Genomic DNA, 16,866 nt, shown 5'->3' with positions numbered 1-16,866 from the left:
CTCTCTTTATGAAGCTGATAAATAGCTTATTTTTGTTGATCCTGATGACTTGTTTTCAGATAAAGGGACAGGAAAAAGGACCTTCGTTGGTGGTATTGGGGAATGTTCAGGATGGAGGTTCTCCCCATATTGGTTGTACCAAATCCTGCTGTAAGTCTTTGTTTCAAAATCCCGATAAAACCCGTATGGTTTCCGCTCTCGGAGTTATTGATCCTGAAAACAAGCTGAACTGGTTATTTGATCCGACACCAGATTTTTCACGTCAGACTAAAATCCTAAAAAAACTTTCTTTATTTAGCAATAAAGAAGTTCCGGATGGGATTTTTATTACTCATGCACATATTGGCCATTACGCCGGACTGATGTATCTGGGCAGGGAGGCACTTAACGCCGCTAATGTTCCGGTTTATGCGATGCCGAAAATGAAACATTTTTTGGAAAGTAACGGGCCCTGGAGCCAATTGGTCAGCTTAAATAATATTCAGATTAGGCCCCTTGAAGAAGCGCAGTCAGTCATCCTTTCTTCCAATATTAAAGTGACCGCATTTAAGGTGCCCCATAGGGATGAATATTCAGAAACTGTAGGGTATCTGATCGAAGGGCCACATAAAAAAGCCTTGTTTATTCCGGATATTGACAAATGGTCCAAATGGGATAAAAACATAGTTGATGAAATAAAAAAAGTAGACTATGCACTGATTGATGCGACTTTTTATGATGCAAAAGAGATCAACAACAGACCGGTTTCAGAAATTCCGCACCCTTTTGTGGTGGAAAGTATGAAACTGTTTGAATCGCTTTCTAAATCGGAAAAAGATAAAATCTATTTTATTCACCTGAACCATACCAATCCCCTGCTGGATGCAAAAAGTCCGCAAACAAAAGAAGTGCTTAAGAAGGGTTTTCATATTGCCAGGTTTAACCAGGTGCTGGAGCTGTAAATCTTAAAACAAAATTTAATAGCCTGAGATCAATAGCGGAATTCCGGCAAAAAAGCCGGTCGGATGCTTTATCTGCCCTCTTTGCACCCATGTCCGGGGCTTTTTCATTTTTATTGCGCTCCTGATCTGAAACCTTAACTTCTTTCCCAGACTTTATTTCATCCGAAATCTTTGCTGAAGTATTCAAAGAACCGGCATAAACACTATTGGATACTTGTTTTCCATTGTCTTTGATAAAAGAGATATAAGCTTCCATACGTTCTCCTGCATGGGCTGCATCGATACGGATGGTATCTTTCCCTTCCGCTCTTTTTGACCCGATCAAATGATAACAGCTTACTTTTAACGTCGGAAAATAGATCATCAGCATGGCACGGTCGTTATCATATTGATAGGATAAATCAGCCGGTACTTCCCAGCTAAATTCGATCTCATTACCATCGGCATTCTGACTGATTGCAGGATTAACCGCCACAGGAAGATCTCCCATGCTGACCAATACCTTAGTATAATCCAGGCTGATGTTCGGATATTCTCCCTGAAGGGCATTCAATTTATTATAAGAAACGGCTTCATTATACTCGTTTTTGTCCGTTCCGGAAACCGCCAGACGGAATCCAGCCCGGATAACAGGAAGTGAAGGACTCAGTATTTCATTGACCACCTTCATTTTTTGGCAATTGGCTTTTCTTGCGGGGGTAAGCGGTTTAGTGCTGATACCTATTTTTCTGATGATGTGTTTACCTTTTAAGGTATAACCTACCAGATTGCCGATTCTGCCATGAAATCCGCCAAATAGCCCGTTTATTAATTTTCCCATTTTTATGTTTTTAGTTAACTTATTTAGTTTATTTTATAGTAAGTTACGAAATGTTTAGCATATACTATTAATATGCACTTAACTAAAGTTAATTGTTGCTGAGTTGTAAAAACGTTGTTAAAAGGTCTGACAGACCAATGATTGACCTATCAACCCCCTAATAACAATCAGGTAATAACCAGTGGAAATAAAACGCAGATGCGAAAGAAATACATCTCATTTTATCAGTATTTTAATTTAAAACATTTATCCTGATGTGAAGTATACTGCTATTAATACAGAATAGATATCCGAATAAACCGGAGGTATTTTTATTTTAGATGGAAATAGGAAGATATGATCAATTTTACAAGAAGGACATTTCTTAAATGTGCAGCAGCGGGTACTGCCGGATTATTCTTAAATGAGCGGGAGGTGTTCGGGCAAACCAATGAGTTATCGCTGCCGGAACGAATGCTTCCTGCTCCGGTTAAGGGGGGCTTTGCCATGAATGATTATTGGGTTTGGGATCCCTCTGTAGTCAAAGGAGAAGATGGCCTGTACCATATGTTTGCGTCCAGATGGTCCAAAGAATACGGTTTTGGAAACTGGGTGACCAACTCCGAAATTGTGAGGGCAGTATCAAAAACACCAGCCGGACCCTATACCTTTGAAGAGGTCGTCTTGCCGGCAAGGGGAAATACCTTTTTTGATGGATGCGCCACACACAATGCCCGGATTGTAAAAAGCGGAAAGTATTATGTCCTCTATTACTTTGGAACTCATTATAAAGATCCTGCTCCAAAACCTGGAGCAGATGTCTGGGGCGATGGACTTGGCCAGAAATCATGGATGAACAAGCGAATAGGAATGGCCTGGTCTACTTCGGTTTATGGCCCCTGGACCAGAGCTGATAAACCAATCTTAACACCAAGGGCTGGTCATTGGGATGCTTCTATTACTTCGAACCCTTCACCGGTTGTGCTGCCCGATGGCAAGGTCTATCTGATGTATAAATCTTCCGAAAAGGACCATAACCCGCCACTGTTACTCGGTGCTGCACATGCGGATTTCTTCCGGGGCCCATATGAAAGACTGTCTGACCGGCCTTTATTTCAGTTTCATACTGCAGGAAAAATGGACAATGATGTGGAAGACCCTTTTGTCTGGTGGTCAAAAGATCATTACGAACTCATTATGAAAGACCGGTTCGGGCATATTTGCGGCGAAGAGGGAGGAGGCATTCATGCCTTGTCAAAAGACGGAATAACCTGGGAACTGGCCAAACCGGTAAAGGCATATTCCAGAACCGTATTATGGGACAATGGCATCCAAACCAGGCAGGGGAATTTTGAACGTCCTTTTCTGCTTTTTGAAGAGGGGAAAGCTACTCATCTGTTTGCAGCAACGGGAAGCGGGGATAAACCTTATCAACTGGACCGCTCCTGGAATATGGTGATCCCCTTGAAATAAGGTATAGAGATTATATATGTATTGACATCAAGATATTAATGTATCTTGATGTCTTTTTTTTTAAGCTGTAAAAAGAATGAAAAAAAAATGTAAGATAATTTTTGCAACTATGTTGCAAATAGCTACCTTAGTCCTGTTGCAACCGGGGACAAGCCAAAAACCCGTTACCACAGTAGGCATCATTCTTAAAATTATTACATATGAACAATTCATTAGATAAAATCAAGTTGAATCTTGAAGACCTGCAATTAGAGAGCTTTGTAACCAGTATTGACAGTGAAGTGGCTAACCGCTTATCAGGTGGTTTAGGTAACGTTTCAGAACCTACTCATACAGAACCAACAGATGATCACCATACCCCTCCGGTGAAATGTACTACTGTTGTTTGCTAGTCCAAAACAATAAATAAATCATGGGAGGCCGGTTTTTCCGGTCTCCCATACTTCCATGCTGATTAATGACCTGATTGTGCTCACTTATCCCCCCTTGCGCAACATTGGTCTGATTTTTCCGGGGGAATGCTCATTTTCCTGTCTCTTTTCCTTTTTATCTTTTTTCTGAAACCTGAACACAGTGCTTTACTATTTAATGATATAAACATAGTATTAAGCGATTTTGGCATATTCTGAATTATCTCAGTTAAACCGTTTAGATTTAGTAAGGTATCACTATGTTTTTCCTATTAAAAAGAACGCTATTTATCCCTGGGAGAAACCTCGGGATTACACCTGCAGGTGCGGCTATTGAATGATAAAGAATTGGTAAAAACTGCCAGGAATATCAGAAATGAATATGGCATTTAAAATAATAACACAAATCTGAACCACAAAAATTAAGATGCTGAACAAAACAATAGACAGAAGAGATTTCCTTAGAAAAGCCGGATTGCTAACCGGCAGCCTTGCTGCCCTGCAATTTCCGGTATGGGGTAAAAGTATTTTTGCGCTGGATTATCCCCTCCATAATATTCCGGAGGATAAAAAAATTGACCCTTCATGGGCAAGGTCCCTATACCAGCGGGGGGAAGCGACCACTTATTACAAACAGAGAAATGAATTCCGGTATATCGGGATGCCAGTAGGGGGCTTACATGCAGGAACCGTATATGTTGGAGGCGACGGGCGCCTTTGGTTATGGCAGATTTACAATGAGACTTTTGAGGGGGCTCAGGAAGGAATCGATCCTAAAACTGTAAGCTGGAATGACGGGACTACCGTTCGTAAAATAAGGGCAAGAGATGGTTCTGCCTATGTGGAGCCTGCAATTGCGGATAACCGAAGGGTATTGGAACAAGGCTTTGCCGTAAAAGTGGTACTGAACGGTAAAACTTTCATTAAAGAACTGTCGGAAGAACACTGGGAGGACATCAGCTTTAAACCGGCTTATCCCATTGCTTATATTCAATACCGCAGCAAGGATTTTCCGGTGACTGTAAACCTGAAAGTATACTCCCCGTTTATTCCCCTGGATGCAGAAAATTCTGCGCTTCCGGCAACCATTCTACGGCTGGATATCAGGAATACGACCGCAAGTCCGATGAAGGTTTCCGTCCTGGGATGGATGGAAAATGGGGTGAATAAACTGACAGGACTGGAAAAGACAGGAAAAAGGATCAATAAAGCCAGTGCTGATAGCGCGGCGGTAAGCATCTTTTCCTCTTTTGAACCAGCAGAGGAAAAACTTAAAGAGGCGCTGGATTATGGAACCATGTGTTTTTCCCTGCAAGGTACCAGTGGATTGACTCAATGTCGCATCGACCCCTGGCCGGTAAAAGAAAAACATTTTGAGGGAAAAGAACTGGCGGAGGCAAATGCCGGGGCTCCGGAAAAGCTGGTTGCAGGTATTCGTTTATCTCAGGATCTTGCCCCCGGTAAATCTTTGAAGGCAGACTATTCGGTCAGCTGGCATTTCAATAATGCAAATCCTAACCTGAAGAAAATCGTCAAAGACGCGGAAGAAGGTTTTCATTACGCGAGAAGGTTTAAAGATGCAGCAGCAGTAAGTAGTTATCTGAACAGCAACTTTAAAAAATTGACTATACAAACAGAATTATGGTCAGAAACCTGGAACAATTCCACTTTGCCGCACTGGTTTCTGGAACGTACTTTCCTGAATATCGGAACACTGGCTACCGCCAATACTTACCGTTTTGCGGATGGAAGATTCTGGAGCTGGGAGGGGGTCGGCGCTTGTGCCGGAACCTGTACACACGTCTGGCAATACGCACATTCGGTAGCCAGGATTTTTCCGGAACTGGAAAGAGACCTTAGGCAGCGGGTAGATCTTGGCGTTGGTTTTAAAGAAGATAGCGGAGCAATCATATTCCGGGCTGAGAATGAAAGCCGGCCGGCAATAGATGGACAGGCAGGGACCGTATTGCGTTTTTACCGGGAGCACCAGATGAGTAAAGATGCTGCTTTTCTGAACCACAACTGGCCAAAAATAAAAAAGGCAGTGCAGTTTATGCTGGATCAGGATAAGAATGGAGACGGGATGACCGATACCCCGATGGAGAATACCCTGGATGCGGTATGGGAGGGTGAAATTGCCTGGATTGTAGGCTTATGTATTGCTGCAGCAAGTGCTGCTCAACAAATGGCAGAAGAGGTAGGAGACCGTTCTTTTGCTGCGGTTTGCGAGAAATATGTGAAGGATGGAAGTCGAAATATGGAAAAAGAACTCTTCAATGGAGAGTACTTTATTCACCGTCCGGATGCGAAGGAAGGACGCAAAAAACTGGGTTCCTACAATACCTGCCACATCGATCAGGTGTATGGTCAGAGCTGGGCCTTTCAGGTCGGCTTACCCAGAGTAATCGGGAAAGAAAAAACGGTAGCTGCATTAAAAGCCCTTTGGAAATACAATTTTACCATGGATGTTGGGCCATATATTAAAACCCATACCGGCGGACGGCCATATGCCCTTGCCGGAGAAGGTGGAATGGTCATGAATACCAATCCTCACAACGAACCTAAACCATTCGGAGAAGATGTGACCTGGCAGCTGGGCTATTTTCATGAATGTATGAGTGGTTTTGAACATCAGGTTGCAGCCCATCTGATGGCAGAAGGTATGGTTGAAGAGAGCTTAATCCTCACCCGCGTGATTCAGGACCGGTATCATGCCTCAAAACGAAATCCTTTTAACGAAATCGAATGCAGTGACCATTATGCCAGAGCAATGGCAAGTTATGGTACTTTTATCTCTGCCTGTGGCTTTGAATACCATGGCCCGAAGGGCTATATTCGCTTTGCGCCGAAATGGAATAAAGCTGATTTCAAAGCCCCTTTTACTTCAGCTGCAGGATGGGGAACCTATAGTCAGAAGAAGACTGGCCAAAAGCAGGTTCATCGTCTGGAATTGAAATATGGTGAATTGAAATTGGAGAAGATAACTCTGGAGAAGGTAGATGGAGCTGCTGTTAAATCCCTTTCCGCGATGATAGGTTCACAGCACATTCCTGTAACTTTTAAACAGGAAGGAAATGCCATTTTTATCGCATCTGCCAGAAGTATGACCATTAAAGAAAATGAATTTTTAACCCTTTCCATTTCTTAAAACCAATGAACGTATTCGAAAATAGATTAAATCTGCTCCTGTTATTAGGAATAATTGGTACGACCTTATTGTTTAACGGATGTTATTCGCCGGACAGGTTAGAAAATATTGAGCAGAAAGTGACTGGAAACACCTGGAAAAAGCAGTTTGAAGAGAAACTGCCTTTTTTAGGACATAGAAACTGGATTCTGGTAGTAGATAAAGCATTTCCGGAACAGAATGCCCCTGGAATGGAGTACTTATATGCGGATGAGGACCTGTTACCGGTATTAAAATCAGTATTGGAAAAAGTAAGAAAGTCTGGTCATGTGAAACCCATTATTTATCAGGATAAGGAACTTGGATTTATTACGGAAAGCCAGGCAAAAGGGGTGCAGCAATTCAGACAGGAGCTGAGCACTTTGTTTAATGGGCAAAATGTACAAACCATGCTTCACGATTCTGTATTTAAAAAACTTGACTCAGAAGCCAAATTGTTTAAAGTGCTGGTGATCAAAACAAATCAGGTAATTCCCTATACTTCGATTTTTCTGCAGCTGGATTGTGACTACTGGAATGGAGATAAAGAAAAAGAATTGAGAAACCGGATGAAATTACCTCTGTAATTTTGTGTCTAATCTTCTGTATCTCGTTAAAAATGAAAGTCTTGTAGGCATTTTTTTTAATAAATGGATCCTTTGTTTAAATACATCTAACCATTTATTAAATCAAAATGAAAACAAACCAAATCAACCCACTCAAAACTTTATTTAAAGGGATTTTACTCTTTTCCTTTATCCTGTTGTTCGGCACAAGCTGTAAGAAAGATCAGGCGGTTAACCCCGGTTCGGCTATCCCTTCAGATCAAAGAACTTCGGTAGCAGGAACCAATGCAACAAGCCTGGAGAACCTGCTGGCCTATAAAGCAAGTAGTCACGAGCTGTCTGTCGGCTTTTACCGGATATGGCGCGACCGGGAAATGAGTAATAACCCGAATGATCCGATCATGACCGATTTACCGGATAGTCTGGATATTGCCATTCTCTTTGGTGGAAAACCAGACAATACTTCTGCGTTTTGGAAAAAGGTAAAAGACGTATATGTTCCTTATCTGCATAGCAGGGGAACTAAAGTGATCATTACCGGCGACCTGACCATTCCTTCCGGTGTACCCCATACAACTGCCGGTTATGCCACAACAGCCAAATTGATTATGGACAGTGTAGTCAATAAATACGGATTAGACGGTTATGATATCGATATCGAAAGTGAGCCTTCAGGTACTACGCTGACTGATATGACGGGTGTATATACCGCGCTTTCTGCCTATATGGGGCCCAAATCCGGAACCAGCAAGTTACTTACTTTTGATACCAATAAGACAGGATCCAATAGCTTGTTCAAGAAGGTATACACCATGGTGAGCTATGTTTGGTTACAAGCTTACGGAAGAGGGGCTTCGACCCTGCAGAGTACCTGGAATACCTTCTCTCCCTATATTCAATCCAATCAGTTTGTACCTGGATTTTCATTTTATGAAGAAAATGGATATGCCGCCGGGAATTACTGGAATGATGTTTTCTATCCAAGGAATGGTACTGGCCGTGCTTATGATTATGCCAGATGGGAACCTACGACCGGAAAAAAAGGCGGTGTATTTTCTTATGCGATCGACCGGGATGCGAACCTGACCACTCAATATGACAATACCATCATCCATCCTGATTTTAAAGTCACCAATGATTTAGCCAGAATTATGAATCCTGCAGCCGCTGGTGGCGGTGTTGTTTTCTATCAGCATACCGCTTTTGGCGGAGTTGCCACCTCGGCGATCCCTAAAGGCAATTATACCCTTTCGCAACTGCAAGCCTATGGTTTCGTGAACGACTGGGCTTCCTCCGTTAAGATACCTACCGGCTGGACGATTACCATGTATGCTAATGATTTTTCGGGTACATCCTGGGTACTTAATTCCAGCAATTCAAACTTTTTGGCGCTGAGTCCAAGTGCCAATGATTTGGTGAGTTCTGTGAAAATTCAATAAAATTTCTCGTTCCTTCGATAGATTAGCCGGCAAGATCAGTAACTGGTCCTGTCGGCCTAATCATTACTTTAATAACCATTGTTTTAAATGGAAGTGTTTGCTTTAAAAGGAAGTATTTGCCGGGCCGATGATTCCGCTGCGGACCAATGCCTTGATTTGAAGGACGATTCTTTCTTTTAATACGCGATGTTCCGGGGCCCCTTGTTCCTGTTCAGGAAATGCATTTAGCAGAGCATCAATCAGTGCTGTTCCTTTAATGGCTTCTTTGCACAACTGATTAACGATCAACCCGGGAAGCCGGCCAATAAAAAAGGTGCTTAGACCTGATTCTTCCTGGATAAATAAGGCTGCCTGATCGCTTTGTTTTAAGCTCATGATGTTCCTGAGGCCGGAGTTTAGTGGATAGAACCTGACGTGATCAGATAATTCCAGGTATAAGTTTAAAAAATCCTCCTCAGTAAGTAAGGACAATTGCTGATTTCTATTTCTGATGAATTCATTTTTCCTGGCATAGCACAAATGCCCCTTGTGTGTTTTCCAGCAATTGGTCATTTTGCTTTCGAAATTAAAAACTTCCATGATTTCCCAACCTTTAGCAGCCGGCAACAGATTGATCTTTCGATGTAATTCTTTTTCAAATTCCTGGATATCTTCCGCCTGAATCCCTGCTATAAAATCAAGTTCATGATGATTTAACAATTGAATGGTTTTTGGATAATAGGTAGAAAATATGACCTGTTGTAAATCTGGTTTAGGAAGGTTAAGCAGGTCTTTAGTACCATCAGGAGCGGGCGGTAAAACCGGATAAACCACATTTGTCATTTTTGGGTTTAACAACTGTAAAAGCATGTAAGCTACCCCTGTTTTGCCGGACAGCAAGCCATAATCAGAAGTCCCTGCGGAAATATAGGTATTGTAACTTCTTTCCCGTTCATATTGCTGACCCGCAGCTTCGGCAATAGACCACAATAAATCCTGATGGTTTTCTCCGCTAAGTTCCTGGAATTTCAGCAGAAAAGGCACCATGCCGAAATAACCGCTGCACAACGTGAAATCAGTTCTTTTCATGACTTTCAGGTCTGTAGCACACCTGTTCAGGATGACTTTACACTGGTCCCAATAGTCCTGATTTCCTGTAATCTGCCAGGCATATAATCTGGACAATCCGATTCCCGTTGCGCCATGTGCCCAGGAATTGACCTCCTTCATTTCGGGTAAAAACAGGTTCAGGTCCCATTTATGGGCATTGGGTAAACTTAAGCGGTAACTTCCCAGCCGCAGGTCCAGCCAGTTTTCCGATTCGGGATGGAAATACTGCATCTCATATTGTAAAGCCTGTTCTGCAAGATAGAGCAAGGCCTCATTCTTAAAATACTGACCTACCTGCATCACGGAGTAGGCGATTCCGGATGCGCCATGAGAAAAACCTGCCAGACTATCGAAGGCGGATTTTGATCGGTTGTAATCCCATTTTAATCCGGTTTCCGAAATTCGGGCTTCCCGGACCAGTCTGTCCGCTAGCTGCCGGATGATTGCCAATAATGCTGCTGTTTTCAGGTGATGGTAGAGCAAGGTAATCACGAACAGGCTTCCTGAATATCCGCTTAAAAAATCTGCTTTAACAGTGTTTTTTACCATATTTTCCTGATTCCTAATGATGAGCCGGGTGGCGGTATCCAGGTATTTTTTCTGCTGATTCAATTCATACAAACGGATACAGGTATAAACCAGTCCTGTTAATCCGGTATAAAAGCCAAAGGATGTTGGCTGGAGTACTTCTTCAGCTGCTAAGGCTTTACCCATGATTTCTTCGGCCGTTTTCAAATCTTCATCTCTGCCGTAAAATTCGAAACGGGCAATAAAATAAATGGCTATCCCGGCGCTGCCATTAAAAAGATCTATAGTCGTTTTAAAGGAGAACTCGTCTGGATTTTCATAATATGGAACCGGCCAGTACAGCCCGGTGTCGTCACGTACCGCTGCAGAAAGCAACTCTCTGTGGATCTGATCGAGCTGGGCATTGATCTTTTGAGTCTGAATTTCAGTTAGAGTCAGGATCGGGTTAAATGATGTCATATCGTTTGGGAATTTGAAATAAAGTCAAGCACCTGACGCAGGCAATAGGCGCCATAAGCTTCTTCGTAATTGGAAATACCCAGACGATTGTTGTTCATGTGCATTAGACTGCAGGTGATTTCGGTCAGCTTTGTTTCCTGAAAACCTGCCGAGAGGTAGTTTTCCATCACTTCGGCATTTGCGCGTAAAAAGCGATTGTTTTTTTTTGCTGCAGAACCATTAATCAGAGATTCCCAATATAACCGGAAAGTGGGTAAGACCTGTTCCTTACTGCGGCTAAAAGAGGATTCAAATTGTTTGATCCAGATTTCTTTTTCAGCGGCCGGATCTTTTGCCGGATCATACAATCGCGGCAGCCAGCCATTCATGAAGGAATCGCAGAGCTGAATCATGCGGGGGAATTCCCAGCGACTTGCGCGCAAAAGGATCAGGTGAATACTTAAGGCCTGAATCAAAACCGAGGCTCCAGTTTTTCTGGAGCTGATCCAGTCTAGAATAAAAGCAGAAGAGCTAAAGAAATGTGTCTCCGCCCATGGCATGCTTTGCAGGTTTCCATAACGTTTGATTTCTGGTTCATAACTGGCATAAACCACTTTATGTCCCGGGTAAGCAGACCTTGATGTGAGGTCTGAATGTACCAGGATATCCGGATAATTTCTGAAAAAGTCATCTGCTCTTTTTTTTAACTCAACGGATAGCATTTCCTGTCTGACGGGATCAGTATTCATTCTTAACCTGATGTGGTTCCCATCTTTCCAGTACCGGATAAAGAAATAAATGCCATCAGCTTCCGTATTGAAAAATTCATTAATAAAGGGCTGGACGAGCTGATTGAGCATCAGGTCCAGGTCTCCCGGATAAAACAGGTATATCGCAAACCACTTAGTTCTCATCGGCATGTATTGTATTGTATTGTATTGTATTGTAGGCTTCCTAATCGTTGTACCATTGTAACAGGTATTCTTTTATGGGTTCTTCTGTTTTTGTTGAGGGGAGTTCAGGGAGCGTTTCTTCAAGGATCAGATAATCGCCGGCCCGGCTCAGCAGACGCTTGAACAAATCGATCAGCAGAGGCTGTTCAAAGGAAATGAACTGGGGTTTATAGTCGTCACCAAGTCCTTCTTTTTTTCCTTTCTTCTGCACATCAGCTTTGACAACGAATGACCGCTTTCTCAGAAACAGAAATATATTGACCGGAAGTCCATGCATAAAACGCCATTCGTTGATCCGGACGAAGTAATCATAATCTGATTCGGATGCCTGCTGAAGGGGAATGGAACCGGTCTTTACCCGCCATGTTTTTCTTCGGATGATCACAGTGTTTTCATAAGTGATTCTGGGTAAGGAGCAGATTTCCTCTTCCTGCTCTTTTTCAGGATTCAGGTATTGAAGATCCACCAGGTGAATCAATGGAGGTAAAAAGAGCTTTTCTTCCTCATTAAAATGGGCCAGCAACTGGTATAAATTGGAGCGGTTATAAAAAGATTCAAGGGATAAATCATAAGTATAAACCTGCTTTTCTCCGTAGTTAAGTTTCAGAAAATCAGTTTTCTGATCAAAACTGACTGTCAGATCTGCGATTTGGATTTGCTGATTTTCAGGATAACTGTTATTTCCTCCGGGTAAGGCAAGTTCATATTCAAGCAGGGGGGGATGAATATTGGCATTGAAACTGGAGGCATCATTGAGTTCTGCTTTGATAATTTCCGGATGAAGCCGGGCATTATGGGAAAGGAAAGCAGTGCTAACTTTTGCCGGGAATAAGGAGAGGAACCTGCCACTTACCTTACCCATTCCCGGCAGAACGGAATTGATTACGCCGACAACACTTTTCTGGCCAACCTGACTGGGAGTTTCTTTTTGATGATAAAACTGGACAAATAATCCTCTTGAATAGTGATGTTCTACAGCCGGGCCGGAGAGTGGTTCAAAAAAATGGTGATCCAGGTTTATGAAATTAGGTTTATCGGTTGTCAAAGCAGCTAATTTGAGGCCAACTGCTTTTTCCCAATCGGTTTGTAGTGCTGTGGATGGGGGCGCTGTTGCTGCTTTTTCCTTTTCCGGTTTTTTTACATTCAGGTAATACGCATGATAGAAATCGACGGCTTTTACTTGCGCCTGTTCCGGATAATGCTCCCGAAAGAAGAGGGTCATTTTCCGGCGTTCATTCTGATACAGATCCAGGGGAATCAAATGATTGAGTAATTGATCTATTTTCTTTGTGAATTCTTTGATCGGGGCTTCCTGTAAGAGTTCTTCTTCCGGGGTATAACAATCTTCATAAAAGAGTTGTCTGCCGGAAAAACGATGGGCTTTGAAGTTGATGGTTTCAAAGGCCTGCGGGCTCCCGGGTTCCTGTGACAGAGGCTGTACATCTGTGGGCACTGCAATATCGGCTGTATCTGCGGGAAGTGCGATTTCTGTTGTAGTTGAAGGCGGTGTTAATCCTGCTGAAGCCTGCAATTGAGATAAAACTTCGTTAACCAGTTGTTCTGCATCTTCCAGAATCAGGCGTCTTTTTACAGCACTTTCGGCCGGATAACTGGATTTGTATTGCTGCAATTGTTCAAAGAGGTCAATCAATCGACTGATATCAGGATCTGTACTGTCCATTTCCCGAAAATATTGCAACAGCTCATCATCCCATTTGGGATTAATCCCCGAGGTTTTCATTCCGGTTTCCAGCAATCCCGATGCGATGAGTTTGAAGAGATAGGTTTTTATGGCAGGAAGATCGACTTCAGCTACAGATTCAACGAGCTGATCCAGCAGTTGCCGGAGGCGTATCGATGCGCGGTTACCTTCCAGAAGCTGAAAAACCAAGAGCTGTAACCCTTTTGCAGGCAATTGCTGGAGAGATTCAATATTGTTGGCATTGATGAGGAAATGAATTTTATCCTCCTTTATGATAGCTGTTTTGTTGAGCCTGATGAGCATGAGTTCATTAATCCGGGGGTGGTGGATGAGTATGGTTTTCAGGTATTCAAAGAGTCCGTTATTGAGCCTTACGCTGTTCTTTATGGTTTTGAACGGAGTTTTTGGAATGGTCTGGACCCCGATCTTTGAACCCGCTTGCTGTTCTGCCGACAATTGCATGATCCCGGTATAGGTAAAAGTGCTGAAGGGAGAAGTCTTGAAGCACATGCGGGTCAGGTAGCGGAGCAGGCTGAAACCAATTCTATGTTCTTTCTGACGGAAGCTGTCTGGCTCTTTTTTCAAATACCCTGATAATTGTTCCAATAAAACCGGACTGGAAAGCAGCAACCCATTTTGTAGTGAGGGATCGGAGGCCAGTTCCTGTAATTTTCGATATTGTCCGAGGAGCTGATGTTGAAAATCTGATTGGTTTGCCATGTGGAAATTGGCGATAGACTGTTCCAGAAACAGGTAACTCTTTAATTGCAAGGCCAGTTCAACGGGAAACAGGGGAGTCGTGCCTTCGAGATCCTGGCTGGATATTTTTTTGTCATTATAGACCTGTCTTTTCAGGTTAATCAGCCTTTGTCTGAACCTATCGTCTGTCTGCGTCGTAATCAAATCGTATAAGCCATCACAGAGCAACAGTTTCAATCTTGCTTTTTCGCGGATGATATGCTGATTTTTTTGCAGCAACTCTGTTGATCCTTTCAGCTTAAAGGCTTCGAAAGTCCGGTGGTCCATACCAGCATATCTGACTAAGGAATATGGAAATATTTTAATGCCCATTTGTTATTGTTTTTTGTCTTAAATGGATTATTTACTGAGTTCAAGTTGATTCTTAATGAGTTGATAATAACTTCCCTGAAGTTCGGTCAGCTCCTGGTGTGTACCACGTTCTACAACTGCACCCTGATGGAGCACCACAATCTGGTCTGCATTTTTTACTGTACTCAGCCGGTGTGCCACAATCAATACAGTTTTGCCGGTAAAGAATTCGTTCAGGTTATTGACAATAGACAATTCATTATGTGCGTCCAGGGAATTGGTTGCTTCATCAAGGAAAATATATGGAGGATTTCTATAGATCAGCCTGGCAATTAGGAGCCTTTGTTTCTGTCCTTCACTTAAGCCATAACCATCTTTTCCAACTACCGTCTGGTAGCCAAAAGGCATAGATTCAAAGAACTCATGCATATTTGCCAGTGCGGCAACTTCATGAAGCCGTTTTTCATCTTTGATTATAGAGCCGGCATAGATATTATTTGCGATGGTGTCCATAAAAATATAGCCGTCCTGCATCACCACGCCACAGGCGGTGCGCCATGACCTCGCATGTATCTGGTCTATGGAGCGGTTGCCAACGGTGATGGTACCTTTACTAAGCTGATAGAATTTGAGTAAAAGTTTGATCAGCGTGGTTTTACCACTGCCGCTCATGCCTACAATAGCGGTCACTTTTCCCGCGGGAATCAGCAGGTCTATATCTTTTAAAACAAAAGGAGAGAGTCGGTTTCCATATTGAAAACTGAGGTCCTTTAGCCGGATGTCTTCGGGACCGGAGTTCATCACCTGATCTGTCAGTTCAAAATCTTCAGCAGCTTCCTGGTGTACTTCTGCCATTCGCTGTAAGCTGAACTTTGTATTCTGGGATACCCTGGCGAATTCTACCAACTGAGTGATCGGGGTATTGAGTTGTCCGCAGATATAAGTAATAGCGAGCATCCCGCCTAAAGTAACCTGATCATTGATGACAAGCATGGCCGCAGCGTAAGTAATCAATACATTTTTGATTTCATTAATGAAATAACCAATACCCTGCATCAGCTGGTCGAGTTGCAGGGCTTCCAGTTTTAGTCCGTAAGAACGGTCCTGCAGGCCTTCCCATAATTCCTGTTTTTCTTTTTCGCTGCCGGTAAGTTTAATTTCCTGCATGGCATAAAATATCTCCAGCAGGAGCTGCTGATTGGCAGAGAGTACTTTGAACTTCTTCTGATCAATGATTTTTCTCTTTTGTTTAAAAGAATTGGACCAGAAGACACTGAGAAAGGCACCACAAAGAAAGATTAAGAAAATCTTCCAATTGTAGAAACACAGCACCCCACCCAATACCACCAATGTGATCAGAGAAAGGATAAAACTGATTAATGAGTTGGTCAGAAATTCTTCCACACGCTGGTTGTCGTTCACTCTTTGCATGTTGTCGCCCGCCTGCCGGTTGTCAAAAAAGGAAAAGGGCAATTGCATCAGTTTTGCCAGGAATTCTTTTAAGAGGGTGATGCTTGTCCTGGCCCCCAATCTGAACAATAACCGGGCACGTAGAAAGTCCATCAGCATACGTCCGGAAAATAACATCAGCTGTCCGATACAGATCAGAAAAAGGAGGTTGGTATTCTTTGCATTGATGCCTTTATCTACAATCAGCTGGGTCAGAAAAGGGATGATTAATGAAAAAACACTGGCCAGAATTAAGCTCAGTCCAATAGGGATTAAGCTTTTGCGGTGTAGCTTCAGGTAGGGAAGCAGGGACCATAAAGAAGCCTCATGATCAGGAATACTTTGTTTATGGTCAAAAACAGGAGTTGGTTCTAAAAATAAGGCCCTTCCGATGTGTTTTCCTTCTTTAATCTGCCAGGAATTGATAAAATCCCGGATTTTGATCCTCAGTTTTCCGGAGAGTGCCGGGTCGGATAAATAAGCATATTTGCTAGTTATCCGGTAGAGCACGACATAGTGTTCTTTTTCCCAATGCAGGATGCAGGGTAGGGGAACTTTATGAAGCTGCTCATAAGGTAATTCCGCGGCCAGTGTTTTGAAACCCAATGCTTTTCCAGCTTCTATCATGCTGCCCAGTGTAGTGCCCTGCTTTCCGATATTGCACAATTTTCTGAAGTGTGATAAGGGGAAAACTTTTCCATGGTATTCTGCAACTATCTTCAGACAAACCGGTCCGCAATCCATTGCATCTGGCTGTTTGTAAAAGGGGAACTTGCTGCGGAAAGAGAAAAAATTAAACATATGCACTGATTGAGTTAAATACAACACTGTTGCAAATATGATAAATATAATGCAACTTTGAT

Annotated in this window: 11 protein-coding genes; 6 read left to right on the top strand and 5 right to left on the bottom strand. The window is 42.8% G+C overall.

Annotation, left to right across the window (positions count from 1 at the left end; translation table 11 throughout):
* Window positions 1-8: 8 nt before the first annotated feature.
* The gene (locus BFS30_RS02845) at window positions 9-941 is read left to right on the top strand and encodes an MBL fold metallo-hydrolase (RefSeq protein WP_069377890.1); all 933 of its coding nucleotides are present in this window, start codon (window positions 9-11) and stop codon (window positions 939-941) included.
* Here the strand turns inward: BFS30_RS02845 and BFS30_RS02840 are convergent.
* Window positions 919-1,761, bottom strand: coding sequence for a DUF6266 family protein (locus BFS30_RS02840; RefSeq protein WP_069377889.1), 843 nt, complete (start codon window positions 1,759-1,761; stop codon window positions 919-921). The two genes, BFS30_RS02845 and BFS30_RS02840, sit on opposite strands and share 23 nt — an antisense overlap.
* A gap of 336 nt (window positions 1,762-2,097) precedes the next feature.
* Here BFS30_RS02840 and BFS30_RS02835 point away from each other — a divergent pair, with 336 nt between their 5' ends.
* The 5 genes from BFS30_RS02835 (at window position 2,098) to BFS30_RS28015 (ending at window position 8,794) form a co-directional block, all read left to right on the top strand.
* Window positions 2,098-3,213: a glycoside hydrolase family protein gene (locus tag BFS30_RS02835; protein ID WP_208603023.1), complete on the top strand. Its 1,116-nt coding sequence runs from the start codon at window positions 2,098-2,100 to the stop codon at window positions 3,211-3,213.
* Window positions 3,214-3,413: 200 nt separating this feature from the next.
* Complete coding sequence (locus BFS30_RS02830; RefSeq protein WP_069377888.1) at window positions 3,414-3,605, top strand: pinensin family lanthipeptide; 192 nt, start codon at window positions 3,414-3,416, stop codon at window positions 3,603-3,605.
* A 445-nt stretch (window positions 3,606-4,050) separates the two neighbouring features.
* Window positions 4,051-6,771, top strand: a complete 2,721-nt coding sequence (locus tag BFS30_RS02825) for a GH116 family glycosyl hydrolase (protein WP_069377887.1) — start codon at window positions 4,051-4,053, stop codon at window positions 6,769-6,771.
* A 5-nt stretch (window positions 6,772-6,776) separates the two neighbouring features.
* Window positions 6,777-7,376, top strand: a complete 600-nt coding sequence (locus BFS30_RS02820) for a hypothetical protein (protein WP_083251922.1) — start codon at window positions 6,777-6,779, stop codon at window positions 7,374-7,376.
* 107 nt (window positions 7,377-7,483) lie between these two features.
* The gene (locus BFS30_RS28015; protein ID WP_069377886.1) at window positions 7,484-8,794 is read left to right on the top strand and encodes a hypothetical protein; all 1,311 of its coding nucleotides are present in this window, start codon (window positions 7,484-7,486) and stop codon (window positions 8,792-8,794) included.
* A 102-nt stretch (window positions 8,795-8,896) separates the two neighbouring features.
* On the opposite strand, the gene BFS30_RS02810 is transcribed toward BFS30_RS28015, so the two are convergent.
* Genes BFS30_RS02810 through BFS30_RS02795 form a run of 4 tightly spaced genes read right to left on the bottom strand, consistent with a single transcriptional unit; the run spans window position 8,897 to window position 16,804 of the window.
* Complete coding sequence (locus BFS30_RS02810; RefSeq protein ID WP_069377885.1) at window positions 8,897-10,870, bottom strand: lanthionine synthetase LanC family protein; 1,974 nt, start codon at window positions 10,868-10,870, stop codon at window positions 8,897-8,899.
* Window positions 10,867-11,763 carry a thiopeptide-type bacteriocin biosynthesis protein gene (locus tag BFS30_RS02805; RefSeq protein ID WP_167353120.1) on the bottom strand — a complete coding sequence of 299 codons (897 nt, stop codon included), beginning with the start codon at window positions 11,761-11,763 and terminating at the stop codon, window positions 10,867-10,869. Before BFS30_RS02805 ends, BFS30_RS02810 begins: the two co-directional genes overlap by 4 nt.
* A gap of 40 nt (window positions 11,764-11,803) precedes the next feature.
* The gene (locus BFS30_RS02800; protein ID WP_069377883.1) at window positions 11,804-14,575 is read right to left on the bottom strand and encodes a lantibiotic dehydratase; all 2,772 of its coding nucleotides are present in this window, start codon (window positions 14,573-14,575) and stop codon (window positions 11,804-11,806) included.
* Window positions 14,576-14,602: 27 nt separating this feature from the next.
* The gene (locus BFS30_RS02795; protein WP_069377882.1) at window positions 14,603-16,804 is read right to left on the bottom strand and encodes a peptidase domain-containing ABC transporter; all 2,202 of its coding nucleotides are present in this window, start codon (window positions 16,802-16,804) and stop codon (window positions 14,603-14,605) included.
* Between the last annotated feature and the right edge of the window lie 62 nt (window positions 16,805-16,866).

The sequence above is a fragment of the Pedobacter steynii genome (assembly GCF_001721645.1).
Classification (GTDB): Bacteria; Bacteroidota; Bacteroidia; order Sphingobacteriales; family Sphingobacteriaceae; genus Pedobacter; species Pedobacter steynii_A.
This window is presented reverse-complemented; position numbering and strand designations above follow the sequence as displayed.

Bases quoted from the DNA above. Each gene is read 5' to 3' on its own strand.
- BFS30_RS02845 (WP_069377890.1), top strand. From the start codon at position 9: ATGAAGCTGATAAATAGCTTATTTTTGTTGATCCTGATGACTTGTTTT.
- BFS30_RS02840 (WP_069377889.1), bottom strand. From the start codon at position 1,761: ATGGGAAAATTAATAAACGGGCTATTTGGCGGATTTCATGGCAGAATC.
- BFS30_RS02835 (WP_208603023.1), top strand. From the start codon at position 2,098: ATGATCAATTTTACAAGAAGGACATTTCTTAAATGTGCAGCAGCGGGT.
- BFS30_RS02830 (WP_069377888.1), top strand. From the start codon at position 3,414: ATGAACAATTCATTAGATAAAATCAAGTTGAATCTTGAAGACCTGCAA.
- BFS30_RS02825 (WP_069377887.1), top strand. From the start codon at position 4,051: ATGCTGAACAAAACAATAGACAGAAGAGATTTCCTTAGAAAAGCCGGA.
- BFS30_RS02820 (WP_083251922.1), top strand. From the start codon at position 6,777: ATGAACGTATTCGAAAATAGATTAAATCTGCTCCTGTTATTAGGAATA.
- BFS30_RS28015 (WP_069377886.1), top strand. From the start codon at position 7,484: ATGAAAACAAACCAAATCAACCCACTCAAAACTTTATTTAAAGGGATT.
- BFS30_RS02810 (WP_069377885.1), bottom strand. From the start codon at position 10,870: ATGACATCATTTAACCCGATCCTGACTCTAACTGAAATTCAGACTCAA.
- BFS30_RS02805 (WP_167353120.1), bottom strand. From the start codon at position 11,763: ATGAGAACTAAGTGGTTTGCGATATACCTGTTTTATCCGGGAGACCTG.
- BFS30_RS02800 (WP_069377883.1), bottom strand. From the start codon at position 14,575: ATGGGCATTAAAATATTTCCATATTCCTTAGTCAGATATGCTGGTATG.
- BFS30_RS02795 (WP_069377882.1), bottom strand. From the start codon at position 16,804: ATGTTTAATTTTTTCTCTTTCCGCAGCAAGTTCCCCTTTTACAAACAG.